General features: G+C 63.6%; 25 protein-coding genes. 11 read left to right on the plus strand and 14 right to left on the minus strand.

The window, feature by feature from the left end; all coding sequences use genetic code 11:
* Positions 1-162: 162 nt before the first annotated feature.
* Both SAZ10_RS28045 and SAZ10_RS28050 read right to left on the minus strand, forming a co-directional pair.
* Positions 163-1,290 (minus strand): TIGR03032 family protein, encoded by a 1,128-nt coding sequence (locus SAZ10_RS28045; RefSeq protein WP_318612735.1) that lies wholly within the window; start codon positions 1,288-1,290, stop codon positions 163-165.
* Positions 1,283-2,197 carry a hypothetical protein gene (locus SAZ10_RS28050; RefSeq protein ID WP_318612736.1) on the minus strand — a complete coding sequence of 305 codons (915 nt, stop codon included), beginning with the start codon at positions 2,195-2,197 and terminating at the stop codon, positions 1,283-1,285. Before SAZ10_RS28050 ends, SAZ10_RS28045 begins: the two co-directional genes overlap by 8 nt.
* 303 nt (positions 2,198-2,500) lie before the next feature.
* On the opposite strand from SAZ10_RS28050, the gene SAZ10_RS28055 reads away from it, so the two are divergent.
* A complete protein-coding gene (locus SAZ10_RS28055) occupies positions 2,501-6,205 on the plus strand; it encodes an autotransporter domain-containing protein (protein WP_318612738.1) in 3,705 nt (1,234 codons plus the stop codon).
* Positions 6,206-6,273: 68 nt separating this feature from the next.
* Here the strand turns inward: SAZ10_RS28055 and SAZ10_RS28060 are convergent, their stop codons facing one another.
* Positions 6,274-6,894 (minus strand): GNAT family N-acetyltransferase, encoded by a 621-nt coding sequence (locus tag SAZ10_RS28060; RefSeq protein ID WP_412535311.1) that lies wholly within the window; start codon positions 6,892-6,894, stop codon positions 6,274-6,276.
* Positions 6,895-6,932: 38 nt separating this feature from the next.
* A complete protein-coding gene (gene gyrB, locus SAZ10_RS28065) occupies positions 6,933-9,416 on the minus strand; it encodes a DNA topoisomerase (ATP-hydrolyzing) subunit B (protein WP_318612741.1) in 2,484 nt (827 codons plus the stop codon).
* Between the two features lie 378 nt (positions 9,417-9,794).
* On the opposite strand from gyrB, the gene SAZ10_RS28070 reads away from it, so the two are divergent.
* Entirely contained in the window at positions 9,795-11,177 is a 1,383-nt protein-coding gene (locus SAZ10_RS28070; protein WP_318612742.1) for a cytochrome P450, read from the plus strand.
* 6 nt (positions 11,178-11,183) lie between these two features.
* Here SAZ10_RS28070 and SAZ10_RS28075 read toward each other — a convergent pair whose 3' ends face one another.
* On the minus strand, positions 11,184-11,558 hold the full coding sequence (locus tag SAZ10_RS28075; RefSeq protein WP_318612743.1) for a YraN family protein: 375 nt from the start codon (positions 11,556-11,558) through the stop codon (positions 11,184-11,186).
* On the minus strand, positions 11,551-12,480 hold the full coding sequence (gene rsmI / locus SAZ10_RS28080) for a 16S rRNA (cytidine(1402)-2'-O)-methyltransferase (protein WP_318612744.1): 930 nt from the start codon (positions 12,478-12,480) through the stop codon (positions 11,551-11,553). Before rsmI ends, SAZ10_RS28075 begins: the two co-directional genes overlap by 8 nt.
* A gap of 80 nt (positions 12,481-12,560) precedes the next feature.
* On the opposite strand from rsmI, the gene SAZ10_RS28085 reads away from it, so the two are divergent.
* Positions 12,561-13,745 carry a penicillin-binding protein activator gene (locus SAZ10_RS28085; RefSeq protein WP_318612745.1) on the plus strand — a complete coding sequence of 395 codons (1,185 nt, stop codon included), beginning with the start codon at positions 12,561-12,563 and terminating at the stop codon, positions 13,743-13,745.
* Positions 13,746-13,803: 58 nt separating this feature from the next.
* Here SAZ10_RS28085 and hemW read toward each other — a convergent pair whose 3' ends face one another.
* The 4 genes from hemW to rph form a co-directional block, all read right to left on the minus strand.
* Complete coding sequence (gene hemW / locus SAZ10_RS28090; protein ID WP_318612746.1) at positions 13,804-14,952, minus strand: radical SAM family heme chaperone HemW; 1,149 nt, start codon at positions 14,950-14,952, stop codon at positions 13,804-13,806.
* Positions 14,949-15,605, minus strand: a complete 657-nt coding sequence (rdgB, locus tag SAZ10_RS28095) for an RdgB/HAM1 family non-canonical purine NTP pyrophosphatase (protein WP_318612747.1) — start codon at positions 15,603-15,605, stop codon at positions 14,949-14,951. Before rdgB ends, hemW begins: the two co-directional genes overlap by 4 nt.
* Positions 15,606-15,608: 3 nt before the next feature.
* Complete coding sequence (locus SAZ10_RS28100; RefSeq protein ID WP_318612748.1) at positions 15,609-16,019, minus strand: VOC family protein; 411 nt, start codon at positions 16,017-16,019, stop codon at positions 15,609-15,611.
* Between the two features lie 165 nt (positions 16,020-16,184).
* On the minus strand, positions 16,185-16,901 hold the full coding sequence (gene rph, locus SAZ10_RS28105) for a ribonuclease PH (protein ID WP_318612749.1): 717 nt from the start codon (positions 16,899-16,901) through the stop codon (positions 16,185-16,187).
* A 308-nt stretch (positions 16,902-17,209) separates the two neighbouring features.
* Between rph and hrcA the strand changes: the two genes are divergently transcribed.
* The 4 genes from hrcA to SAZ10_RS28125 all read left to right on the plus strand — a co-directional run bounded on the left by hrcA (position 17,210) and on the right by SAZ10_RS28125 (position 20,060).
* Positions 17,210-18,280 carry a heat-inducible transcriptional repressor HrcA gene (gene hrcA, locus SAZ10_RS28110; protein WP_318612750.1) on the plus strand — a complete coding sequence of 357 codons (1,071 nt, stop codon included), beginning with the start codon at positions 17,210-17,212 and terminating at the stop codon, positions 18,278-18,280.
* Between the two features lie 19 nt (positions 18,281-18,299).
* Positions 18,300-18,599, plus strand: a complete 300-nt coding sequence (locus tag SAZ10_RS28115; RefSeq protein ID WP_318612751.1) for a putative quinol monooxygenase — start codon at positions 18,300-18,302, stop codon at positions 18,597-18,599.
* Positions 18,600-18,738: 139 nt separating this feature from the next.
* Positions 18,739-19,392, plus strand: a complete 654-nt coding sequence (grpE, locus tag SAZ10_RS28120) for a nucleotide exchange factor GrpE (protein ID WP_318612752.1) — start codon at positions 18,739-18,741, stop codon at positions 19,390-19,392.
* A 167-nt stretch (positions 19,393-19,559) separates the two neighbouring features.
* Positions 19,560-20,060, plus strand: coding sequence for a GNAT family N-acetyltransferase (locus SAZ10_RS28125; RefSeq protein WP_318612753.1), 501 nt, complete (start codon positions 19,560-19,562; stop codon positions 20,058-20,060).
* A gap of 24 nt (positions 20,061-20,084) precedes the next feature.
* On the opposite strand, the gene SAZ10_RS28130 is transcribed toward SAZ10_RS28125, so the two are convergent.
* On the minus strand, positions 20,085-21,077 hold the full coding sequence (locus SAZ10_RS28130) for an adenosine kinase (protein WP_318612755.1): 993 nt from the start codon (positions 21,075-21,077) through the stop codon (positions 20,085-20,087).
* Positions 21,078-21,224: 147 nt separating this feature from the next.
* On the opposite strand from SAZ10_RS28130, the gene SAZ10_RS28135 reads away from it, so the two are divergent.
* The gene (locus SAZ10_RS28135) at positions 21,225-21,965 is read left to right on the plus strand and encodes a sulfate transporter family protein (protein ID WP_318612756.1); all 741 of its coding nucleotides are present in this window, start codon (positions 21,225-21,227) and stop codon (positions 21,963-21,965) included.
* An 11-nt stretch (positions 21,966-21,976) separates the two neighbouring features.
* On the opposite strand, the gene nth is transcribed toward SAZ10_RS28135, so the two are convergent.
* On the minus strand, positions 21,977-22,756 hold the full coding sequence (nth, locus tag SAZ10_RS28140; protein WP_318612757.1) for an endonuclease III: 780 nt from the start codon (positions 22,754-22,756) through the stop codon (positions 21,977-21,979).
* 22 nt (positions 22,757-22,778) lie between these two features.
* Here nth and SAZ10_RS28145 point away from each other — a divergent pair, with 22 nt between their 5' ends.
* Positions 22,779-23,273, plus strand: coding sequence for a DUF2244 domain-containing protein (locus SAZ10_RS28145; RefSeq protein WP_318612758.1), 495 nt, complete (start codon positions 22,779-22,781; stop codon positions 23,271-23,273).
* Between the two features lie 3 nt (positions 23,274-23,276).
* On the opposite strand, the gene SAZ10_RS28150 is transcribed toward SAZ10_RS28145, so the two are convergent.
* Complete coding sequence (locus tag SAZ10_RS28150) at positions 23,277-23,582, minus strand: type II toxin-antitoxin system RelE/ParE family toxin (protein WP_318612759.1); 306 nt, start codon at positions 23,580-23,582, stop codon at positions 23,277-23,279.
* Positions 23,572-23,847 (minus strand): type II toxin-antitoxin system ParD family antitoxin, encoded by a 276-nt coding sequence (locus SAZ10_RS28155; RefSeq protein ID WP_318612760.1) that lies wholly within the window; start codon positions 23,845-23,847, stop codon positions 23,572-23,574. The genes SAZ10_RS28150 and SAZ10_RS28155 overlap by 11 nt, the downstream gene beginning before the upstream one ends.
* 114 nt (positions 23,848-23,961) lie before the next feature.
* Here SAZ10_RS28155 and SAZ10_RS28160 point away from each other — a divergent pair, with 114 nt between their 5' ends.
* On the plus strand, positions 23,962-24,852 hold the full coding sequence (locus SAZ10_RS28160; protein ID WP_318612761.1) for a methylated-DNA--[protein]-cysteine S-methyltransferase: 891 nt from the start codon (positions 23,962-23,964) through the stop codon (positions 24,850-24,852).
* A gap of 146 nt (positions 24,853-24,998) precedes the next feature.
* A complete protein-coding gene (locus SAZ10_RS28165; RefSeq protein WP_318612762.1) occupies positions 24,999-25,613 on the plus strand; it encodes a LysE family translocator in 615 nt (204 codons plus the stop codon).
* Positions 25,614-25,916: the final 303 nt, after the last annotated feature.

Below are 25,916 nucleotides of genomic sequence, written 5' to 3' on the forward strand. Positions count from 1 at the left end.
TGATTTCAGGGAGTCTGCGCCGGCCGCCGATCATGCCGGCGTGCAGTCCCGGGCGGAATCCCTAGAGCAGGATGAATTGAAGCAGAGTCATTCATCCTGCTCTAGCTCCTTGTTTGCAGCATGATCTTGCCCGAAAAGTCTGCAACTTTTCGGGATCATGCTCTAGTCCTCCAGCGGCTCATGCGTGAGAAAGTTCAGGATTTCGTCTTTGGCGAAGCCGAGCGCCATCGGGCAGACAATGCCAGCAAGCAGGCCGATGTCGTAGAGTTCGGTGACGGCGCCGTCGATGCGGAACCAGTGCACGCAAGTGCCTGTGGCAAGGTCGACGATCTGCAGACCGCACCAGGGTTCGGAATCCACTTCGGCGAGGCGCTGGTCGAGCGCCAAGCCTTCGAAGCGCTCGTAACGAGGACGGGAGAGCCCGACCACTGCATAATTGCCGTGGAAGGCGAGGCCGCGTGCGAAGCCCGGGCAGAAGACCAGTGGCCGAAAGGCTTCAGCCGGGGTGGCGTTGCTATCGATCCAGCCAAGTTCGCCAGTGCCTGAGTTGAGCACCCATAGCCGCCCCCGGTGAAGGCGCGGCGAATGCGGCATCGAAAGGCCTTCCGCAACGATCCGGCCCGTCGCTACCTCGATCACGACCCCGCCATCGCTACGGCGATCGCGCCATCCGTCGATCGTGTCCGATCGGCTGACCGCGGTGACGTAGGCGGGGCGCCCGGCTTCCATCGCCAGCCCGTTGAGGTGACAGCGGTCCTCGCGGATTATCCGCGAGATGAAAGGCGGCTTCCAGACCGGCTTGAACGAATGGCGCTCGGAGGGAACGGCGAGGCAATTATAGAGCGTGTTCACAAAAACCGGGCGGCCGTCTTCCAGCACGCCGATATCGTGGGCGTCGAGCGCGCCGGTCACAAAGCTGCGGCGCGGCACGAAGCAGGCATCCTGCTGGTGGTTGATGCGTTCGCCGGGATTTAAGGCGTTCTCGAACCAGAGGATCTGGAAAAGGGTCGCCAAGAGGATCGACGGGCCCGTGCCCGAGTGTTGGACACAGATGCCCATGGCTTTCTGGAAGAAGCGCTCATTGACATGGAGCCTGCCGTCTGGATGGCTGCCGAGCAGATAGAGCTTGCCCGACTGATAGGAAGAAAAGGCCAGCGAAACATCCTGCTGTGCCAGGAAAGCCGCAAGCCCCGGCGAAGCCGAATACCGGACTTCTGGGGTCGGCTGGCTGGCTGGCGAAAGGGGTTCGGCCGGCTGAGCTTCTATGCCGTAAGTATTCCGCTCAGGCATCCACCACGCCCCGATCCGCCGCGCACTGCAAGCTCCGTGCGATGTCCCGAGCTATGCGCTCGGATGCCGCCGCCGTGTAGTGGAACTCGTCGATGAAGGAAAGCTCATCGGGAGTGCCCGAAACGACGTGAATTCCGTTTTTCGCCCCCGTGAGCAGGTTTTGCCGGAACGCCGTGTAGCGCAGGCGGTGTGTGGCAAAGCGTTCCCTATCCTCGCTGCCAGGCTGCGTCAGAGCGCAGGCGGACTCCTCCTCGTTGAGCCGCGTCTTCTCGAAAGCCGAGGTCTCGTCGTAGAGAGCGAGCGGACATCCGCATCGGCCCGCTAGAGACGAGATTTGTTCGAGCCAGAAGCGCGTAAAGACGAGCAGGTTGGCGAAGGCTACCGCTTCCTCGGGCGTGCCGGACGGGGGGCTCCCAGTGTTTTCGCTCAGGAAATCGGGCGAGCCGAACAGAGGATCGCAGCGGCGCCCATAGCCGTAGCGCGAGAGCGTCCCGCCGGCAAAGCAGACGATCAATGCCGGCATCCGCGGGGTTTCCGAGACGATGCGTGTCGCGGCCGCATGGAGGGTGCGCAGGTCGGCCTCCGGGAAGGAGATATTGAGGTAATGCAGGCCGGATAGCTGCGAAAGACGGGAGGGGATGGTCTGTGCGTCCGATTCCAGCCCGAAGCCGAAGACGTTCGACGCACCCAGTACAAGCCCGTAAGGGGCTCCCGACAGGGCTGTGGCAAGCCCGTAGCGTTGACCGTCCATGTCGCCGTGCCGGAAGCCGTAGGCGTCGGTCGAAAAGACATCTGTCTCGAGGTTGGCGGCGTAAGCCAGCACGTCGCCGCGCCGCGCCCAGCGGCGCTGGCGGACGTAGTGGCGGGATGCTGGAAAAAGGCGAAGAACTTCGCTGTAGTCTGCCATTGTCGCGCAAGCTAAAGCATGATCCCGAACCGAAGGCCAGCGCAGCGGAAAGTTGCGGAGCTCTTGGCTAAGATCATCTGAGAAAACAAAGAGTTATAGTGGGATGAATCACTCCGTGAGTCCGCTCCAATTCATCCTGCTCTAAGGCATCGGATCCCTGGCGGCAACACGCGTATATGTGGCGTGTGCAAAGCCATCAAAGGGCATCCAATCCCTTTACGAGTTATCGAAAAAATGGTTCTACATGGTAGGGGGCTGAGGGTCGCGTCGACACCCGGCCGGTTTCTGTAACCAGGGTGGGCAATGACGTTTCTGGCCATGGACCGGTTGCGCATCGACGCGATGCGCCGAAGGCAGCTTCTCTTGTCCGTTTCGCTTCTGGCAGGAAGCTCTGCCAAATATGGGCGTGAAGCCTATGCGCAACCAATATGCCTGCCGGCGGGTGGCACGCACTATCTTTGCGAAGGGACCAGCAGCGACACCCAGTCGATCATATCAGATAATGCGAACGTCGAGGCGGGAAACTCGGTGGTCATCGAGACCGATCCGGTCAAGGGAGGAAACGGCGGCAACGCTATTTCCATATCCGGCGGCGGCGATATCCGGTTCGTCAGCTCACCCGGCAGCTATGTTGTCCTTTCCGGCGAGACCAATGGCCTCAGCATAATCTCGACGGGCGATATCGGAACGACGCCCGGCTCGGTGTTCGTCGAGACAAGCGGTTATTTTGTCGGGCGATACGGCATCAACGCCGTCAACTACGGCAATGGCGCAGCCACGATCCACTTCGACGGCACGGCTATCGGCACTAATGTCGGCCTCAGTGCGCGCAGCGTGGCGAGCGCCGGGGGCCTCTTCATCACCGCCGGGAAAAACGCCTATATCACGGGCGATACATCCGGGCTTTCTGCGATCAACACCGGCAGCGGTCCGACGGTCGTGAAAGTCGACGGCTATGTCGGGTCCGCCGGACAGGCGATCGCCGTGATCAACACCCCGCTCGGCAGCGACATGTCGATCACGACCGGCGCCGATTCCGAGGTCCTGGGCCTTACAGGCATCTTCGCCAGGCACGTCGGGTCGGGGACGGCGCGGATCGATGTCGGCGGCAAGGTCACCGGCACGGGCCAGTACGGCGTCCTGCTGCGGGGTCAGAACAACGCGGGGGACCTCGTCATCACCACGGCTGCCGGTTCGGTGGTTACCGGAGCCAGGGGCATCAGTCTGGACAATCGCGGGCGGGGCGACTCGCTGGTCGTGGTCAGCGGCGACGTTCTGTCCAACCATACGTTCGACAGCACTGTCGTCGTCAGCAATGGAGCGAACGCCGGAGATGCCACGGTCATCACGCAGGCGGGCAGCAACATAGAAGGCCGTTCGAGCGGCATCATCGTCTCGAACGGCGGGACCGGGGTTTCGACCGTTGCCGTCAACGGCAATGTGAGCGCCTACCTGGAGCACGGCATCTACGTCCACAATTCCGGCAGCGCCGCGGGTATCGCCGTGACCGTTGGCCGATCGGGGCGCGTCGCGGGCAACAAATACGGCATCAACGCGCAGAACGATGCCGGAGGCGAGACGGAGATCCTCGTCAACGGAGACGTGATCGGCACTACCGACTCGGGCGTGCGGGCCTTTAACGGCGCCGGCGCAAGTAATCTGATTGTCACCGCGGGAGCCCAAAGCACGATCAGCGGCCGATTGGCCGGCATATCGGCTTTCAACACGGGCACAGGTGGCACGACGGTTGCATTGGCCGGCCACATCACATCGACATACGGCGTAGCCGTCAATGTCGGCAATGGAGTCACCGCCACCGATCTCACAGTTTCCACGGCCGCAGGGTCGACCATCGAGGGCGTTAGCGGCATCAGCGCCGTCAACACGGGCACGGGCGCCACGACGGTGACCATCGGTGGAGATGTCCTAGGTTCGGGGGATGACGGCATCTTTCTTTCGGGCGGCCAGGGGAGCCGGCTGTCGATCCTCAGGGGCGCGACCGTCACCAGCCAGGGAACGACTACCGACGACGACGCGATCGAGATTGGCGGCCAGGCCAATGTAACGGTGGCCGGATCCGTAATGGGAGGCGGCGGTTACGCGATCCGCTTCGACACGGCCAATGTCTTCGACGACCGGCTCGAGCTGCAACCGGGCTGGGAGGTGAAAGGCAAGGTGGACGCCGGTCTCGGCTTCGACACGCTGGCTTTCGGCGGTTCGGCTGCCGGAACCGGAAGCGCGGATATGGCCTTCGACATGACGCGTGTCGACATCGGAGGAACAGGGGTTCCGGGTGCGGATTTCCTAGGCTTCGACGCCTTCGCCAAGACGGGCACTTCGGTCCTCGAGCTGACGGGCAGCAATAATGGCGTCGCCGATTTTGCGGTGGACCAAGGCACTGTGGCGCTGAACGCGCGGCTGCCGGGCATGACTTTTGCCGTCGGCTCCGGAGCCACCCTCGCCGGCGACGGCACCGCAGGTTCCTTCGTGTTCGGCTCGGGTGCGACGGCAGCGCCTGGGAAGGCGGGCGAAATCGGCCTTCTCACGTCCCAAGGCTCAGCCGATTTCGGGGCCGGCAGCCGCTTCCTTGTCGATGTAGCGGCGAACGGAAAGTCCGACAGGATCGCGGCCGGTAGTGCCGCGGTTGATGGAGGCACGGTCGTCGTCAATGCGGTTCCCTCGAGCGGGGTATTCGTCGACGGACAGCGTTTCGTTATCCTGGATGCCGCCGGCGGGCTCCAGGGCGGATTCGATCGGATCGAGAAGCGGTTCGACTCCATATTCCTCGATTTCGCCTTTGCCAACACGCCGACACAGGTGGCGATCGAGACCGACGTCACCTCGTTCGACAGCGCGGCGGCAACCGCCAATCAAGCGGCAGTTGCCCGCAGCCTTTTCGCTTTTGGCGGGAGTTCCGATCCCGATGCCCAGAGCGTCTACAACAGCATCCTGTTCGCCCGGACAGCCGAGGAGGCGCAAGCCGATTTCGACGCCGCATCGGGCGAGATTTATGCGGACTTGCAGACGGCGCTCGCGAACTCCAGCATCGGCTTCGGCCGGGTACTGCGCATGCATGCCGGCCTGCCGCCGACAGTCACGCCCGCCGGAGAGCCGCTGGCCTATGCTTCGACTCCTTTGGCCGTGCGCGGGACCGGCGCGCCGTTCCCTCCGGCCGCATCGGGCGCAGCCCATGGCCTGTGGGGACAAATGATCGCCGGCAGCGCCTCGATCGATGGCGATGGCGCTGCTGCAGATCTCGACCTCACGCTCGGCGGTGTTGCGGCGGGAGCCGAAATCCTGGAAAGCGATTCGGGCTTCTCCGCGGGCCTCGCCTTCGGCTATGTGCACACGCGGGCTTCGCAGCTCTCGTCGGATGCCGAGGTCGATAGCGGTCATGTCGGCGTCTACGCGGCGATGGAAAGCGGCCCTTTGCTGCTGACGGCTGCCACGCATTTCGGGCTGCACAATTTGGAAACCAGCCGCGATGCGGTCATCGGCGGCGTAGGTGGCACGGCCACCGCCAGCTATGGCGCACAGAGCCTCGGCGTGTCGGCTGCGGCCCGGTACCGGCTCGAGGTCGGGAACCTGACCGTCTCGCCCTTCACCGGGGTGGACGCGGCTTATGTGCACAGCAACGGCGCGACAGAGTCGGGCGCCGGTGTGCTGAACCTCACCATCGATCCGGCAGACTACGCCGCTGGGACACTGGCCGCCGGCCTGGCTCTCGGCCAGCAATGGCAACTCGATGGCGAGGCGCGCCTCAGCGCCGAAGTGGGCGCAGCCTACGAGCGCGGCTTTGGCGGCGCGCCCGACCAGAGCCTGGCTTTCGTCGTCGGACCGGGATACACGATCTCGGGCGTGGATCTCGACGGCAACCGCCTCGCACTGGAAGCCAGGCTCGACCTTTCCTTCGACCGAGGCCTGACCTTCAGCGGCGGTTATCGCGGCAGCTTTGGAGCCGACAGCACGACCCAAACCGGCGAGTTTTCAATCGGCTATAAGTTCTGACCGGCGGCGCCGCAGGTGCCTGGAACCACTGAGGCGTGCGCTACACCTCCAGGCGGCGACGGAATCTTTTAATCGATGAGCGGGACATGCGGCGCGCAATGCCGAGGTATGACCCCGGTCAAGCGAGGGTCTACATCGACCTCGACCTGAAATCCACAGGGGGTGAAGCCCGAGCGGACGTAAAAGCCCAGCGCCGCCGGATGGTCGAGCGTGCACGTATGCACCCAAAAACGCTCGATGGGCCGCGACCATGCGCGTTTGATTGCCTCGTTCATCAGGGTCCGCCCGACACCTTTGCCGATGGCATCGCCCGCCAGGCCGAAGAATGCCAGTTCACAGGTATTTGGCTCCCGGAAATCGAGTTCCAGGATGCCCACATCGCGCCTTCCGTCCTGGAGGGCGAAAAATTCTACGCGAGGATCGTCGAGGATCGCCCGAAGTCCGTCATCGGGCATCACCAGCCTGGAATACCACAGCCAATCCTCACCGACCTCACGATAGAGTGCGCGGTATCTGTCCAAGGAAGGTTGACCAAGAGACACCAGAGAGAAGCCGGGCGGGAACCTGCGCTGGGCGAGGCATTCGGGACGCTTGAGCATTTCCAGACTGGTCACGACTGCAGCGATATGTCCGTCCGGAACTGCCGAATAGCCCTTCGGAAGAATGGGCTGAGCGCAATCTTGCTGCATGGAGACCTTGAATAGCTGAGGGCGGCTTTGTCAGCGCGCTACACGTCGAGGTTGGCGACGGACAGCGCGTTCTCCTGGATGAACTCGCGGCGCGGCTCGACCTCGTCGCCCATCAGGCGAGTGAAGAGATCGCCGGCATCCACGGCATCGGAGACCGTGACCCTCAGCAGCGAGCGCGCGTTCGGGTCGAGCGTCGTCTCCCAGAGCTGCTCGGCATTCATTTCGCCGAGCCCCTTGTAGCGCTGCATGCTAAGGCCCTTGCGGCCGGCCGCGAAGACCGCGTCGAGCAGCGCGATCGGTCCGGACAGCACCTGCTGATCGTCCTTGCGCCTCAGCACGGGCGGCGCCGCATAGATCTCCGAGAGCTTCCCGGCATAGCGGGCGATCGCACGTGCATCGGCAGAGTTCAGAAGCGCCATGTCGAGCTGGGCGAACTCCTTCACCCCGCGTACGGTGCGCTCGAAGACGTAACCGCCGGAGAGGCTCGAGGGATCGTTTGTGGGGTTGACGCGCCCGGTCCAGCCGCGCTCGGTCTCTTCCGCGATCGCGTCGAGGCGCGTTGCGACCGTCTCGGCCATAGCCGTGGCCCGCGCCGGGTCGGCCGCGATTTCAGCATTGAGCGCACCGGCGATCGCGGCCTGCTCGACCACGGCGTGATTGTAGCGGGAGTGCAGCCCGTTGATCAGCGAGCGCACGGCCTGCGCATCCTCGACCACGGCATGCAGGTCACGCCCCGTCCGCACTTCGCCCGATGACAGCGTCAGCGACGCCTCGTCGAGGCCGGACGAGATCAGATATTCCTCGAACGCTCCCTCGTCCTTGATGTATTGCGCGCTCTTGCCCCGCGAGACTTTGTAGAGCGGCGGCTGCGCGATGTAGAGGTGACCGCGCTCGATCAGCGTCGGCATTTGCCGGAAGAAGAAGGTCAAGAGCAGCGTGCGAATATGGGCGCCGTCTACGTCGGCGTCCGTCATGATGATGATCTTGTGATAGCGCAGCTTGTCGATATTGAACTCGTCGCTGCCGATCGAGGTGCCGAGCGCGGTGATCAGCGTGCCGATCATCTCCGAGGAAAGCATCCTGTCGAAGCGGGCCCGCTCGACATTGAGGATCTTGCCCCTGAGCGGCAGGATAGCCTGGTTCTGGCGCGAGCGGCCGCCCTTGGCCGAGCCGCCGGCAGAATCACCCTCGACGATGAACAGCTCGGATTTCGCCGGATCGCGTTCCTGGCAATCGGCCAGCTTGCCGGGCAGCGAGGTGATGTCGAGAACGCCCTTGCGGCGAGTGAGCTCGCGCGCCTTGCGCGCCGCCTCGCGTGCCGCGGCGGCCTCGACCACCTTGCCGACCAGCACCTTGGCCTCGGCCGGGTGCTCCTCGAGCCACGTGCCGAGCGTCTCGTTGAGGACCCCCTCGACCGCAGGACGCACCTCGGAGGAGACCAGCTTGTCCTTGGTCTGCGAGGAGAATTTCGGGTCCGGAACCTTGACCGACAGCACCGCCGTCAGCCCCTCGCGGCAATCGTCGCCGGTGAGCTCCACCTTCTCCTTCTTGGAGATGCCCGAATTGGTCGCGTAGCTGGTCACCTGGCGCGTCAGCGCAGCGCGGAACCCGGCGAGATGCGTGCCGCCGTCGCGCTGCGGGATGTTGTTCGTGAAGGCGAGGACGTTCTCGTGGTAGCTGTCGTTCCACCACATCGCGACTTCGACCGTGATGCCTTCGCGCTCGGCCTGGATTGAGATCGGCGCCGAGATCAGCGGCTTCTTGGCTCGGTCCAGATATTTGACGAATTCCTCGAGTCCGCCCTCGTAATGGAGCTCGACCTGCTTCACATCGGCATGCCGCCGGTCGATCAGGATGATGCGAACGCCGGAATTCAGGAAAGCGAGCTCGCGCAGGCGGTGCTCGAGCGTGCCGAAGTCGAATTCGACCTGCGTGAAGGTCTGCGGCGAAGGCAGAAAGGTGATCTCGCTCCCGCTGCGGCCTTCATAGGTGCCCGGCTGCCGATTCGGCTCATAGGTGCCTGTTACCTTGAGCGGCGCGTCCGCGTCGCCATTGGTGAAGCTCATCTCATGGATTTGGCCATCTCGGCGGATCCTCAGCCTCAGCCAACTCGACAAGGCATTGACCACCGACACGCCCACGCCGTGCAGGCCGCCGGAGACCTTGTAGGAATTCTGGTCGAACTTCCCGCCCGCATGGAGCTGGGTCATGATGACCTCGGCCGCCGAGACGCCTTCGGTCGGGTGCAGCGCGGTCGGGATGCCGCGGCCGTTGTCGTTCACCGCGCAGGAGCCGTCCGGGTTCAGCGTCACCGTCACCAGGTCGGCATGGCCGGCCAGTGCCTCGTCGATCGCATTGTCGACGACCTCATAAACCATGTGGTGCAGGCCGGAGCCGTCGTCCGTGTCGCCGATATACATGCCCGGCCGCTTGCGGACCGCATCCAAACCCTTCAAAACCTTGATGGAATCTGCACCGTATTCGGCCGGTTCGCCGTTCGGAATTCCCGACGTTTCGTTCATGAATAGCTTTCTGTAGTTTGCCGCACCCGCCGCGCCTAAAACGGCCCCGAATCAAGCGCCGCCAGATGGTACAGATATAGGCGTTCGGGCCGATTTTTCCAAATCGGGAGACCCGAAATAGGGGCAAAAAACGCTTATTTTGCGACAGGTTGAGCGCCAGCCGAGAGTCGGCGCGGCCCCCTTCCGCCACGCTTCGCGTGGTCCTCTCTCCCGTAAACGGGTGAGGATCCCCGTTGCGGCCGGTCGCTGCTCGGATCCTCTTCTGCGAAGAGGGGGACCACGCGAAGCATGGTGGAGGGGCAAACGCGCCCGATCAAACCGGCCACATGGACGCCTCGATGGACGCGCATTAGATTCTATCTCTGTCCGGAGTTTCCGATGGATACGACGCCCGCCCCTTTCATCCCGCCGGCCCCGAAGCCGCGCAGTTCCCCGCCCTCTTTCTTCGAGATGATCCGGATCGTGTACCGCAACCCGCTGGAGTTGTGGGGCGAGCCTTCCTACAACGAACCATGGATTTCGGTGGGTGGCATCGGCGGGCCGTTGGTGATCGCCAACGATCCCGGACTGATCCGCCACGTGCTGGTGGACAACGCCAGGAACTACAAGCTTGCCACCGTCCGGCAGAAGGTGCTGCGGCCGATCCTGCGCGACGGGCTGCTGACGGCGGAAGGTCAGATCTGGCGCCGCTCCCGCAAGGCGATGGCGCCGGTCTTCACGCCGCGCCACATCTTCGGCTTTGCCGAGCCCATGCTCAAACGCGCCGAGGAATTCGCCGGGCGCTACGAGGCGGTGCTCGGCGAGACCGTCGACATCTCGCGCGACATGACCACCCTCACCTACGAGATCCTGGCTGAAACGCTGTTTTCGGGCGAGATAGCCGGCGGCCCCGGCGACTTCGAACACCAGATCGATCGGCTGTTCGAGACCATGGGCCGGGTCGACCCGCTCGACCTCTTGCGCGCGCCGGACTGGCTGCCGCGCATAACCCATCTGCGCGGCCGCAAGACGATGTCTTATTTCCGCGGGATCGTCGCCAAAACCATGGAGATGCGCAAAGAGCGCATGGCCCGCGATCCCGACGGCGTGCCGGAGGACTTTCTGACGCTCCTTCTACGCGCCGAAGGACTGGACGGACTGTCGCGCAGCGAGATCGAGGACAATCTCATCACCTTCATCGGCGCCGGCCACGAAACGACTGCGCGGGCGCTGGGTTGGACCATCTATATGCTCGCCGAAGCGCCTTTCGAGCGCGATCGAGTGGAGCAGGAACTGAAGGAAGTGCTCTGTGCTGAGCAGGATCCGGCCAAATGGCTGGATTCAATGCCTTTCACCCGCGCCGTTTTCGAAGAGGCTCTGCGTCTTTATCCTCCTGCCCCTTCGATCAACCGAGAGCCCATCGAGACCGACCGCTACCGGGATCTCGTGCTGCCCAGAGGGGCGCAAGTCCTGGTGATGCCCTGGACGATTCATCGCCACCGCAAGCTCTGGGATCGGCCGGACGCCTTCATGCCGGAGCGTTTCCACCCGGAGAACCGCGATAAGATCGATCGTTTCCAGTATCTGCCCTTCGGCGCCGGGCCGCGGGTGTGCATCGGCGCCAGTTTCGCCATGCAGGAGGCGGTCATCGCGCTGGCAGTGCTGCTCTCGCGCTATCGCTTCGATACCGTGACGAACACCAATCCCTGGCCGGTCCAAAAGTTGACAACCCAGCCCGAGGGTGGGCTTCCCATGCGGGTCACCCGCCGCCATCAACATTAGTGAATCTCAGTTTCGGCCCCGAAACGCGTCCTCGACATGGACGGGCCAGCGCCAGGGCAGCACCGCGACCATGTCGAAGCGCATCGAAAGACGTGCGTGGTCCGGCTGGCGGATGAGCCATAAGTCCGCGGCGTTCTCGATACGCTGCTCGGAGTAGCCGCCGATCGCGTCCATCGCCTCGACGAGTGTCGGGCGCGCCTTGACCTCGACGATGGCGACGAGATCCCCGCGCCGGGCGATCAGGTCGATCTCGCCGAGCCTGGTGCGGTAGCGCCGCGCGACGATGCGATAGCCTTTGAGGATCAGCGCGAGCGCAGCAAGCCATTCGCCACGATGGCCGCGACGGTAGGCACCGTAGCGTCGAGATGCCTCGTCAGCCATTGCGCGCCGCCTTGAGCTCGACCAGCCGCCGATAGAGTTCCGGCTTGGCACGGCCGGTCATCTTTGCTGCTTCCGCTGCGGCCCTCGAGGCTGGCATTTCGGCGGAAAGCGCCATCAGGAGGCCATCCAGATCCTCGACCTGAGCCGGTTCGGCCGTCGGGGGGCCAACGCAGACGACGATCTCGCCTTTCGGGGTCGCCGCCTCGCGATAATGGGCCGCCAGTTCGCCGAGCGCGCCGCGGCGCGTTTCCTCGAAGGCCTTGGTCAGCTCGCGCGCGACGACCGCATGCCTGGTTTCGCCAAACACCTCCGCCATGGCGACAAGCGTCTCGCCAAGCCGGTGCGGCGATTCGAAAAAGATCAGCGTCGCAGGCGTCGTCCGCAGCGCTTCGAGCCGGCTCTTTCGCTGACCCGCCTTGGCAGGCAGAAAACCTGCGAACAGAAAGGAGTCGGACGGCAGACCGGAAGCCGTGAGCGCTGCGAGCACCGCCGATGGCCCTGGGATCGGGATCACCTTGACACCCGCCGCAAGCGCGCGCTCGACCAGCCGGTAGCCGGGGTCCGAGACGAGAGGAGTTCCCGCGTCCGAAACCAGCGCGACGCTCCTGCCTTCCGCCAAAGCAGCAATCAGGCGCGGGCCGGCCTCGTCGGCATTGTGCTCATGATAGGGCGTCGGCCGCTTGCGAATGCCATAGCGATCGAGGAGCACGCGCGTGACGCGCGTATCCTCCGCAGCGACGATTTCGGCAGCGGCAAGTGTTTCGAGAGCGCGGATCGTGATATCGGCGAGATTGCCGATCGGGGTCGCGACAAGATAAAGAGCAGGCGCCAGCGGGCGCGCAGCTACCTCGGCTTGCGCGATCACGAAGCTTCGGACCTGCTTCTCGTCTTCGGTCTGTCTGCGTCTTTCCGTCTCGGTCATGCGCGTTCTTTGACATGTCGGGGCGCCGGTTGCAAAATCTGGCCGCAGCTCGATGGGTGCGGCGCTCAGGCAAGGGGTATATGGGTTTGGAATTTCGTGCCGCGCGACTTGCTGTCGCCGCCGCTTTGCTGCTGTCGGCCTGCGAAACGGTCCCCTTCGGCCTTCCTCAACCGTCGCAACCCGACCCGCCCCCGGCCATCACGCTGCCGCCGGCAAAAGGCGAGATCATCGGTACAGGCCCGGTCCGCATCGCCGTGCTGCTGCCGATGACGGCACCGGGGAACGGCAGCCGAATAGCAACCGAGTTCCGCAATGCAGCGAAGATGGCGGCCGAGGAATTCGGCCAGCAGACCATCGAACTCGTGGTGAAGGATACCGCCGGCAAACCCGAGCAGGCGCTAGCCACGGCAAGCGAAGCCGGCGCGGAGGGCTCTTCCGCGGTGCTCGGCCCGCTCTTTGCCGCCGAGGTGACACAGGCCGCCACGGTGCTGCGGCCTGCCAACAAGATCGACATCGCCTTCTCGTCGGATGGCAATGTCGCGGGCGGCGGCACATACCTCAACTCCTTTTTGCCGGAGGGGATCGTCGATCGCGGCGTGAGCTTTGCAATCATGCGCGGATACCGCAGCTTCGTAGCGCTGCTGCCGAACGGCCCGGCCGGTGATGTCGCCGAGAACCAGCTCAAGCGCACACTCGCGGCGAACGGCGGAACTCTCATCCAGTCGGCGCGCTACGACTATGACGACAGCTCGCTGCAAGTCGCGGCATCCTCGATCGCTCAAGCCGCCGGACAGGCGCAGGCGATCTTCATTCCCGACGGCGGCAGCAGCCCGAATGCCGTCGCCGCGGCGCTGAGGTCCAGCGGGGTCGACCTCGCCTCGAAGAAGCTGATCGGCACGGGTCAGTGGACGACTTCGAACCTTACCGACCCCGCGCTCGTCGGCGCCTGGTTCGCTGATGCCGATCAGACCAGGCTCGCGACCTACAAAACGCGCTACCGCGAGAAGTTCGGTGCCGATCCCTCCATCAACTCGGCCCTCGCCTATGACACGGTCGCCATGGTCGCCGGCATCGTCAAGCGGTACGGGGCGGCCGGCTTCACCAGACCGGTGATCGAGGAGCCAGCTGGCTATTCAGGCTATACGGGGGTCTTCCGCTTTCTCTCCAATGGCACGCCGGAGCGCGGCTACGCCGTCTACGAAGTCGGCGCCGGCGGCGCGATGACGATCGTCAGCCCTGCGCCGACAAGCTTCGGGCGGAGCTGAGCAAAGCTGGAGCAGGATGAATTGCAGTGGCATCATTCATCCGGTGCGCGACCATGCTCTACCGCGCCAGATCGGCCACTACCGCATCCAGCACGATCATGCCGGCCGGCGTTGCGCGCAGCCGCGAATTGCCGATCTGCTCGATCAGCCCTTCCTCCTGCAGGATCGACAGCCGGGGCGCGTTGAACGGCTTGCCGGCAAGCTCCTCGTAACGGGCAAGATCGATGCCTTCGGCAAGCCGCAGACCCATCAGCAGGAATTCATCGATCTCTTCAGAACGGGTGAGCGTCTCGCCGCCGGTTACGCCATGGCCCTTCGCCTCGACAAGGTTAAGCCAGGTCTCCGGCACCTTTTCGGTCATCGTCACAACGCGCATGCGGTTTTCGATGAAACGGCCATGCGCGCCCGGTCCGGCCCCGACATATTCGCCATAGCGCCAATAGGTGAGGTTGTGGCGGCTCTCAGCGCCCGGCCTGGCGTGGTTTGAGATTTCGTAAGCCGGCAAACCGTGCGCAGCGGTGACCTCCTGCGTTACCGTATAGAGCTCGGCGGCCGCGTCAGGCTCGGGGATCGCGAACTTCTTCGCCGCATGCAAGGCATGGAACGGCGTGCCCTCTTCGATCGTGAGCTGGTAAAGCGAGAGGTGGTCGACCGCATGACCGATGGCCTGCTTGAGCTCGGCCTCCCAGGCCTCGGGCTGCTGGCCAGGGCGCGCATAGATAAGGTCGAAGGAAAGCCGTGGGAAAATCTCGCGGGCCAGCGCGATCGCGATGAGCGCCTCGTCGACATTGTGCAGCCGGCCCAAAAATTTCAGGTCGGCATCGTTCAGCGCCTGCACACCCAGCGAGACGCGGTTGACGCCGGCCGCGCGATAGCCACGGAAGCGCGAAGCTTCCACGGAAGACGGGTTGGCCTCCAGCGTGACCTCGGCGCCCTCTGCCAGGGTCCAATTACTTGCCACTGCATCGAGCACGGCACCGACTGTCTCCGGCTTCATCAAGGACGGCGTGCCGCCGCCGAGGAAGATACTGGTGACGGTACGCGGCCCGGTGCGGTCGCGCATGGCGGCGAGCTCCTTCGCGAAGGCCGCGGCGAAACGCTCCTGGTCAACCGGCTGATGGCGGACGTGGCTGTTGAAGTCGCAATAGGGGCATTTGGCCGCACAGAACGGCCAATGGATATAGACGCCGAAGCCGGGATCGTTCATCTCGACCCAAGCCTCGCCCGGGCAAATTTCTGGAAGGCGCGAGCGCGGTGCGAGAGTGCATTCGCTTCACCCGGCTTCCAGCCATGCTTCTGCTCGGCAGTCATCTCTCCGAACGTTTTGTCGTAGCCATTCGGCATGAACACCGGATCGTAGCCGAAGCCCAACTCGCCGCGCGGCGGCCAGACGAGATGGCCCTCGGCCTCGCCGCGATAATATTCCGCGTAACCATCGGGCCAGCATAGACAAAAGACCGCAACGAAGCGCGCTGTGCGGTCCTTAGGCTCGAGCGCGCCCTTCTCGCGCAAGAGATCTTCGACCTTCTGCATGGCGATGCCGAAATCGCGCTTGCCGTCGGGGGTTTCCGCCCAGTTGGCCGTATAGACGCCGGGCTGGCCGCCAAGCGCATCGGCACACATTCCGGAATCGTCCGAGAGCGCCGGCAGGCCGGTGGCGACGGCAGCCGCGTGTGCCTTGATATAGGCATTCTCCTCGAAGGTCGTCCCGGTCTCGTCCGGCTCGGGCAGGTCGTATTCGGCGGCCGAGCGGGCCTCCAGCCCGAACGGACCGATCAGATCTGCGATCTCCCTGAGCTTACCGGAATTGTGGCTGGCGACGACGATCCGCCGTCCGGAGAGGTCATGCTTGGCATGCATCAATCAGAGGCCCCAGATGCGTGGCTCGGCGAATTCCAGCGAATTGCCGGAAGGATCGCGGAAATAGATGGAGCGGCCGCCCTGCGGCCATTCGAAATCGGCCTCGACCGCGGTGCCCTTGGCTGTGAGCACGGCTTTCCAGCGCTCGATCTCCTCCGCAGTCGCGGAAAAGCAGAGATGGCCCGGTCCGCGGGAGCCGTGTGGCGGGACCGGCAGCTTTGCGTCGGGCGCAGGCGGCACTTCGGTGGCTTCTGCATTGAAGATGAGGAGGATGCCATTACCGCAGCGGAAGAAGGCGTGACGGCCCTCGACTTTTCCGACCAGGGCGAGGCCGAGCACATCACGGTAGAAGGCTTCGGCGGCAACGAGATCGGTCACGTAAAGGGCGGATTCGAGGATGGTCGAGGGAGTCATAGTGTGCTCTCCTTCGGAACAGTCAGCTCCTTACGTTGCCCCCCTCTGTCCTGAGCCTGTCGAAGGGGCCGGACATCTCCTCCCCTGCGGGGGAGATGTCCGGCCCCTTCGACAGGCTCAGGACAGAGGGGGGCGCGAAAGGGCGTAAGCATTTTGCAGAAAGGCCTACTCCACCGCCATCTTCTGCAGATCTACCAGCCGTGCGATGCCCTTGCGTGCCAAAGCCATCAGCTTAAGGAACTGCTCCTCGCTGAACGGTTCGCCTTCGGCGGTGCCCTGCACCTCGACGAGCCCGCCCTTGCCAGTCATCACGAAATTGGCGTCGGTGCCGGCGGCTGAATCCTCCGCATAGTCGAGATCGATCACGGGAGCGCCGTCGAAAATGCCGCAGGAGATCGCGGCGACGTGGTCCTTCAACACCCTGGACACGCTCGCCATTTGCCGCGCCTCCATCCAGGCAAGGCAATCGTGCAGCGCTATCCAGCCGCCTGTGATGGAGGCCGTGCGTGTGCCGCCGTCGGCCTGGATGACATCACAATCGACGGTGATCTGCTGCTCGCCGAGCGCCTGCAGGTCCACGACGGCGCGCAGCGAGCGGCCGATCAGGCGCTGGATCTCCAGCGTCCGGCCACCCTGTTTGCCGGTCGATGCCTCGCGGCGCATGCGCTCGCCGGTCGAACGCGGCAGCATGCCGTATTCGGCCGTCACCCAGCCCTTGCCCGAATTGCGCATCCAGTTCGGCACCTTCTCTTCAAGGCTGGCGGTGCAGAGCACATGCGTATCGCCAAATTTGACGAGGCAGGAGCCTTCCGCGTGCTTGGAAACGCCGCGCTCGAAGGAAATGGCGCGCATCTCGTCCGGTTGCCGCTTCGATGGCCGCATATCTGAAATCCTGTTCAGGGAATCGTCGCGGGCTTGTAGCCCTCCAAGGCGCGCTGCGCAAAGGAAAACGCCGCCGGCCTAGTGTCCCGATTCTGAAATTCGCTTGAGTTTGAGATAGGGCTCAGGGCGAATTTCAGAATCTCAGGGACACTAGCAACTTATTGAGTCCTAGTGTCGTTTTGATTTCAAAGTTCGTTCAGAGCCCGATATCAAAATGAGGCGAACTTCGAAATCTCGACACTAGCCCGAGGTTGTGTTCGCTTTCCCGCTGGCTATATCCTTGCTGTGTTGCTCCACCACCGGATGCCATGGCCAGAATCGATCCCGACCAGACCCTCCAAACCCTCGACGCGCGCTCGCGCGACATCTTCCGTGTAATCGTCGAAAGCTACCTGCGTGACGGCGAGCCGCTCGGCTCGCGCAACCTGTCGCGCGTGCTGCCGGTCAGCCTGTCGCCGGCGACCATACGCAATGTGATGAGCGACCTCGAGCAGCTCGGCTTGATCTATGCGCCGCACATATCGGCCGGCAGGCTGCCGACGCAGCGCGGCCTGCGCTTCTTCGTAGACGCCTTCATGGAGATCGGCGATCTCAGCGACGACGAGCGCCGCTCGATCGAGGCGCAAGTGAAGGCATCGGGCAGCGGCGCCTCGCTGGAGCATATGCTGACCGAGGCGAGCCAGATGCTGTCCGGCATGTCGCGCGGCGCCGGCCTTGTCGTCGCTGCGAAGAACGAAGTGCCCCTCAAGCATATCGAGTTCATCCAGCTCGAGCCGACCAAGGCGCTCGCCGTGCTGGTCTCGCAGAACGGCGACGTCGAGAACCGCATCGTCGAGCTGCCCCTCGGCACGACGGCCTCGCAGCTTCAAGAGGCCACGAACTTTCTCAACGCGCATATCCATGGCCGTACGCTCGCCGAGGCCAAGACGAGCATCTCGAGGCTGAAGGAGGAGACGAAGGCTGCGCTCGACACGCTGTCCCAGGAGCTCGTCGAGAAGGGGCTGGCTGTCTGGGCCGGCTCCGAGGGCGGCCTGCCGGCGCGGCTCATCGTACGCGGCCGCGCCAATCTCCTGGAAAATGTGACGGCGCAGGCCGATATCGACCTTCTGAGGCATCTGTTCGAGGATCTCGAGAACCAGGAAGGGGTGATCCAGCTCCTCGACCTCGCCGAGCAAGGCTCCGGCGTGCGCATATTCATCGGTTCGGAGAACAAGCTCTTCTCGTTATCGGGCTCCTCGCTGATCGTCGCCCCTTACCGGGACAAGGAAGCGCGGGTGATCGGTGCGCTCGGCGTGATCGGGCCGACAAGGCTCAACTATGCTCGCATCGTGCCGATGGTGGACTATACCGCGCAGATGGTGAGCCGGATGCTGCGGTAGGCTCGGCAAAGGAGGTGCGATGTTCGGCCTGATCGGAAAAATGAGAGCCAACGCCGGCCAGCGGGATGCCTTGCTTGGGCTTCTGCTCGGGAGCACCAAGCAGATGCCTGGCTGCCTGAGCTATATCGTGGCCAAGGACACGGCGGATGCCGACGTCATCTGGGTCACCGAAGTCTGGGACAATGCTGAAAGCCACAAGGCATCGCTGTCCTTGCCGGCGGTACAGGCTGCGATTGCGACGGCGCGGCCGCTGATCGCTGGTTTCGAATCCCAAGTCATGACGGAGCCGGTCGGCGGCGTCGGCATAACCAGTCTTTGAATGGACCTGCTGCCTGATCAAAGCTATCGCAGGCTCGCGATAGGAATGGAATCCCCTTAGTGCCTTGATTTTTGTCGCCTGAATCTCGATATCGGGCGCAATTTTCTGGACCACCCACGAGAGAGATGACAGACACGCGATGAGCGACAAGTCGAACGAAGAGCGATTTTCCGAAGGACAGCCTGAGAACGGCAACAATACCCCTGCGAACGACACCGGCGATTATGAGGTCGTCGTCAAGCTGCTGAAGGAAAACGAGGAACTGAAGGATCGTGCGCTGCGCGTTGCCGCGGAGATGGAGAATCTGCGCAAGCGGACCGCGCGAGACGTGCATGACGCCCGCAGCTACGCCATCGCCGCGTTCGCGCGCGACATGCTTTCGGTTTCCGACAATCTGCGCCGCGCACTTGAGGCCGTCCCCGATGACGCGAAGGCCTCGGCCGACGCCGGGTTCAAGGCGCTGATCGAGGGCGTCGACATCACCGAGCGCGCGATGCTTTCCGCGCTGGAACGGCACGGCGTGAAGAAACTCTATCCCGAGGGGGAGAGGTTCGATCCGAACTTCCACCAGGCGATGTTCGAGGTGCCGAATCCGGACGTGCCGGCCAATACCGTGGTGCAGGTCGTGCAGGCGGGCTACTCGATCGGCGATCGGGTGCTGAGGCCGGCGATGGTCGGAGTCGCCAAGGGCGGCCCTAAACCTGCCGCTGCGGAAAACAAGTCGAAAGCCGCTGAAGCCGAAGCACCGGCCGAGCCGGGACCGGTGAATGAGCAGGCCGAGAAGGACGCCTGACCCAGCCGGAATTTAGGCCGGCGCGCTTCCTACCTTACCCCGGCGCAGCCCTGGAGCGGCTGACGCCCGGATAAATCCGGGATGCCGCTCTATCCATTTGTTTTTGCCGCATTTGTGCAACGCCAAGTGATTCCACTTGGCTGCAAAATGCTCTAGCGAAGGCGGCCATGGTCGACCTCCTGGTAACCTACATGGAGATGACGGAGCCGCCGCCAGCGGCTCCCAAATCTTCGCCGGACTCCAGCCTGAGGGTTGAACGGGAGCGGCTTGGCCGCACCGATTACATGACGCTCTACAGAGCCGTCGGGGAGCCGCTTCAGTGGGACGAGCGGCTCAGAGTGGAGCCCGAGACGCTCGATCGTTTGCTCACCGTTCCCTCGACCCATATTCACGTCCTCCGCTTGAATGGGGAGGCAATTGGATTTTGCGAGTTCGCCAGGGTCGGCGAGCCGGAGGTGGAATTGGTCCATTTCGGGCTGGTCCCGGCCGTGCAAGGCAAGGGTTTCGGTCCTTACCTGCTGGATCACGCGTTGCGCCGGTGTTGGCAGCATTCGCCCAACCGAATTTGGCTGCACACAGATACGAACGACCACCCGAGCGCGGTCCCGGTTTACGCAAAGGCCGGCTTTCGCCCGTTTCTGCAGCGTATCGAGACTTTTCCCGGCTGACGAAAGCGTTCGCCTACCAGAGGACTAAAGCAGTCCCGCCCTTTGCGCTTCTTCGCGCAAATTCTGGCGCGGGCGTGGCCCGATCTGCTGGATGCAGAGGCCGGCCGCAAGGGAGCCGAGCCGTGCGCAGTCGGTAAGGCTGCGGCCATTTGTATAGCCGAACAGGAAGCCGGCGGCATAAAGGTCGCCGGCGCCGGTCGTGTCGACCAGCCTCTCGATCTCGATCGCCGGAACGGCTGCGGTCTCGCTCGACGAGACCACCACGGAACCCTTTTCCGAGCGCGTGACCGCCGCGAGCTTGCAATCCTTGCGGATCAGATCGAGCGCGGTCTCGAAAGACGAGGTCTGGTAGAGCGACTTCACCTCGCTTTCATTGGCAAACACGATATCGACGGTCTTCGACCGCATCAGGTCGAGGAATTCGCTGCGGTAACGGTCGACGCAGAAGGGATCGGACAAGGTCATCGATACCTCGCGTCCGGCGGCGTGGGCATGCTGCGCAGTGAGCCGGATCGCCTCCTTGGCGCGCGGCGGATCCCACAGATACCCTTCGAAATAGGTGACCTTGGCGGCGGCTGCCTTGTCCGCCTCGACGTCCTCCGGGCCAAGCTCGATACAGGCGCCGAGATAGGTGTTCATCGAGCGCTCGCCATCCGGGGTGACGAAAATCATCGAGGTGGCGGTCGGCGGATTGCCGGCGAGTGGCTTGGTGTCGAAGGCGACGCCTTGCGCCCGGATATCGTGCCGATAGATGTCACCGAGCTTGTCGTTCGAGACTTTGCCGAAGAAGGCGGCGGTGCCGCCGAAGCTTGCCACGCCCGCAGCCGTATTGCCGGCGCAGCCACCCGAGGCTTCGATCGCCGGCCCCATATGGCTGTAGAGCAGGGCCGAACGCTCAGCATCGACAAGGTTCATCGCGCCCTTGATGATACCGTGCTCGACGAGAAAGGCGTCGTCGCACTCGGCAAGGATGTCGACGATCGCATTGCCGATGCACAACACGTCGTATTGGCTCATCCGGTTCTCCGCAGCCGCAACCCCGCTTCACCGAACGGGCCGGGCGCGGGTCTACCGATTTCGTGGGGCAATTCAAGTCTGGATGCTGGTTTTCTTGCGCCGGCCGGGGTGCTCGACTATTTCGAGAGCGGTCCGACGGAGACCTCGATGATCCTCAGTGCTGCGCATGCTGCGCTCCGCAACCTGTTTTCCCCAGAGCTCCGCACAGTCTTCTTCAAGACTTTCGGACTGACGTTGATCGCGCTGATCGCCTTGTGGTTCGGGTTGAAGGAAGTTTTCGACTGGCTGGCGCTGCCGTGGATCGACACGCTCCTGCCTGGCTTGCCGTCCTGGGCCGGCTGGCTGACCTTCATAGCAGCGATCCTGGCCGGCATCGGCCTGGCTGTAGCGCTTGCATTGCTCGTCGCGCCGGTGACTGCGGCGATTGCCGGGCTTTTCCTCGACGACGTCGCCGAGGCGGTCGAGCGCATTGATTACCCGGCCGATCCGCCCGGCGTAGCGCTGCCCATCGGCCGGGCTCTTATGCAGTCGCTCAAATTCTTCGGCGTGGTAATCCTGGGCAACATCGTTGCGTTGCTCTTGCTGCTGGTTCCCGGCGTCAATATCGTCGCCTTCTTCGTCGTCAACGGCTACCTGCTCGGCCGCGAATTCTTCGAATTCGCGGCAATGCGCCATCTGGCTCAAGAGGACGCAAAGGCCTTGCGCCGGAGGCACTCGCTCACGGTCTTCCTCGCAGGCCTGCTGATTGCCGCCTTCGTCTCCGTTCCTCTGCTCAACCTGCTTGCGCCGCTCTTCTCCGCGGCGATGATGGTGCATCTTTTCAAGATGCTGTCCGCCGGCGATCCGAAGATCGCGGCCAAGGCAACGGCGCTTCGCCAGGCGGCTTAGGAAAACGGCCTTCAAGCCGGCTCGAGAGCGAGCGGCGCAATCGGTACGAGCGGCGCGGGAACCGAGCTTGTCTTCTCCGGATATTTGCAGAGATCGGCGATGATGCACCGCTCGCATTCGGGTCGGCGCGCCTTGCAGACATAGCGTCCATGCAGGATCAGCCAATGATGCGCGTGCCGGAGATATTCCGACGGAATGACCTTGATCAGCCCTTGCTCGACCTCGTCCGGCGTTTTGCCCGGCGCGAGCCCCAGCCGGTTGCCGAGCCGGAAGATATGCGTGTCGACAGCAAGCGTCGACTGCCCAAAGGCCGTGTTCAGCACGACATTCGCGGTCTTGCGGCCGACGCCCGGTAGCTTGACGAGTTCCTCCTGCGTGTCCGGCACCTTGCCGCCATGCTCACTGATCAGCGCCTGCGAGAGGGCAATCACATTCTTAGCCTTGGCGCGCCAGAGCCCGATGGTGCGGATGTAGCTGGCAAGCTTCTCCTCGCCCAGTGCGACCATCCTTTCAGGCGTGTCGGCGACCGCGAACAGCTCCTTGGTCGCCTTGTTGACGCCGACGTCGGTCGCCTGCGCCGACAGGACGACGGCAACCAGCAGCGTAAAAGGATTGACATAGGCAAGCTCGCCTTTCGGCTCCGGCCGCTGCACGGAAAAGCGGCGGAATATCTCGCGCACCTCGTCAGGCGTATAGAGCGACCGGCGCCGCGCCTGACGCGGGCGCGGCTTGGAGCTGGCGCTGTGCCGTTTCCTGGCCGGCACAGCGTTTTTCGTCTTGGGCTTCGGCATGTCTTCTCTATATTCTCGGTCTATGGACGAGACAAACAGGCAGCGCTCACCGGACGAGCCTTTCTTCAGCGCGCTGCTCACGCCGCACCGCTCGCTAGGCCGCACCGGCTTCATCATCTTGATGGGCGCACTGCTGCTCGGTTGGGTCGTCACCGGCGTGATTTTCCTGTCGCATGGTGCCTGGCCGGTGTTCGGCTTCTTCGGCCTCGATGTGCTGCTCGTCTATATTGCGTTCAGGGTGAACTACCGCGCTGCCCGCGCTCGCGAAGAAGTCTCGGTCTCGCGCATCGCGCTCGACATCCGCAAGACCGCGCCTTCGGGACGCACGGAGGAGCACCGCTTCAACCCGTTCTGGGCGCGCTTTTCGGTCGCTCGCCATCAGGAGATCGGCATCACCCGCATGCTGGTCGAAGGCCAGGGCCGCTCGGTGCCGATCGGCAGCTTCCTCAACCCTGACGACCGCGAAAGCTTCGCCACAGCCTTTTCGCAGGCGCTGGCAACAGCGAAAGCTCGCTAAGGACTATTCCCCGAAATCATCTTCACCGTAGTCGCGTCCGGCGTGAAACACGCGTGCGATGCGGACGCGGTCACCTTCGACGCGATAAGCAATCGTGGCTGGGCGCTCGAAGACAAGCACACGGACTCCCGGCGCAAGGTCCTCCCGCGGTGCGCCCCGCCAAGGGAATGTCGCGAGGCTGAGACATGCTGCCTCTATCCGGGCCACGTAGTTGCCGGCCGTCTCCAGCCCGGTCTTGTCTGCAATGTATGAATAGATTTCAAAGAGGTCTTGCTCGGCTTCCGGCCGAAAGGTGACCTCAAGCGTCATGTCCGGCGTCCCGGAGCCGCTTTTCGTGATGAGCGCGCAATTTCCGGAAGACGTCCGACGCTGGAACGTCCGGTCCCTCGCTTTCAAGCGCTGCGCTGATTTTGCGACGCATGATCTCGTTGAGCGCCGCCTCTTCGCGGTCGAGCGCCCGAAGCGCAGCACGCATCACCTCGCTTGCCGAAGCATAGGCCCCGCTCTCGAGGCGAGCGTCAAGACTTGCCTGCTGCTTGCCAAGCGTCACGGTTATTGGCTTGCTGGTGCGCATCGCTCCTTCCTTTCCCTGCATTACAGTGTCATACTGGCTAACCGATGTCCAGGCAGGAATCGGGTGGAGATGAGGACGGCCAGAAACGATATTGGCGTTCAAGGAGACAGAGCCATGAACGCACAGACAGCAGTCATGCATAAGGACATCACCCCGGTTGACGCAGATTATGAAATCGTGCGTCGCTGCATCGAGAAGATCAGCCTGGACTATCGCGACCAGCCGTCACTGGAGACGCTGGCCGCCGAGGTCGGGGAAACTCCGACCGGGCTGCAAAAGCTGTTTACTCGATGGGCCGGCCTCAGCCCGAAGGCCTTCCTGCAGGCGGTGACGCTGAGCCATGCCCGCAAGCTGCTCGACCAGGGCATGCCTTTGCTCGAAACCTCTTACGAGGTCGGCATGTCGGGCCCCGGCCGCCTGCACGACCTGTTCGTAACCCACGAGGCCATGTCGCCGGGCGACTACAAGACGCGCGGCGCAGGCATCACCATCCGGTACGGCTTCCACCTGTCGCCCTTCGGCGTTGCGCTGATCATGGTGACCGACCGCGGGCTTGCCGGTCTCGCCTTCAACGATGCCGGCAATGAGCGCGCGGCTTTTGCGGACATGAGCAGCCGCTGGCCGAACGCAACCTATGTCGAGGACATGGCGGCGACGGCGCCTTACGCCGCCCGCATCTTCAACCCGCAGAATTGGCGGCCCGACCAGCCGCTGCGCGTGGTCATGATCGGAACCGATTTCCAGCTCCGCGTCTGGGACGCGCTCCTCAAGATTCCCATGGGCCAGGCGCGCAGCTATTCCGCGATCGCCGCCGAGATCGGCGCGCCGTCGGCAAGCCGCGCTGTGGGGGCCGCCGTCGGGGCGAACCCGCTTTGCTTCGTGGTGCCCTGTCACCGCGCGATCGGCAAATCCGGCGCCCTCACCGGCTACCACTGGGGCTTGACCCGCAAGCGCGCGATCCTCGGCTGGGAGGCGGGGCAGCTCGCGGCACATTCCGCGGCCTGACGGATGCCGACCAGTTGCACGAAGGCGTAGCTGAAGCACCGCCCCTCCGGATTGCCCGGCGGACGCCATCGAGGACATGTGCTTGCATTCCGCCCGGCCACGGAGAATGATCCGCGTCCCGCCACCGTAACGCAGCCGAGGAAACGATGTCGCTCGAACTCTACGCCGCCTATCTGGTCGCCTGCCTGATCATCATCATTGTGCCGGGGCCCACCGTCACGCTTATCCTCGCAAACAGCATGCGCCACGGGACGCGCGCCGGTCTCGCCAATGTCGCCGGCGGCCAGTTCGGCATCGCCCTGATGATCGCCATCGTCGGCATCGGCCTCACCTCGCTGATCGAGGGCATGGGCCACTGGTTCGAGTGGCTGAGGCTGCTTGGCGCCGCCTATCTGATCTGGATCGGCATCCAGCTGTTCCGTTCCAAGGGCAAGCTCGATCCCGACGGCGCGCCGGTGGCGCCGCGCGGCGGCTTCGCACTGCAGGGTTTTCTCGTCGCCGTCAGCAACCCCAAGACCTTGGTGTTCTTCGGCGCCTTCTTCCCGCAATTCATCGATCCGGCCGGCAATCATGCCCTGCAGATCGCCGTCATGGGCGCGACCGCGCTGGTCTTCGCCGCGGCGTCGGACAGTACCTATGCGATCCTTGGCGGCCGCGCGGGACGCGTGCTCACCGCCCGCCGCGTGAAGCTCCTCAACCGGATCAGCGGCAGCTTCCTCGTTGGAGGCGGATTGTGGCTGGCCTTTTCGAGGGCGAAGTAGAGTTCGTTAAGCCTCGGCAAAACATACACTTGAAGCGTCTCGTCCCGCGGCTCAAATAGTGAGCGTGGCAAGCACAAATCTTACGGCGAAGATCGCACTCATGGTGCTCCGGGAAAATTTCCGCGGCATCATTATCGTTAGTACGATTCTTGCAGTGTGTTTTCTTCTGGTCGCTACTCCGATCGTGTTGCGTAGCAGCCCTGTCGTTCAGACAACTCAAGTGAGAGGCACCCTCGAAAGCGTCCTCACACTGCCTCTGGATCCTAAAAGCTCGGCGGGGCGGGGGTTCCAGTATCGCTATGG

Origin of the sequence: Mesorhizobium sp. BAC0120, from assembly GCF_033542235.1 — a bacterium.
In the GTDB taxonomy this organism is placed as follows: domain Bacteria; phylum Pseudomonadota; class Alphaproteobacteria; order Rhizobiales; family Rhizobiaceae; genus JAWRCU01.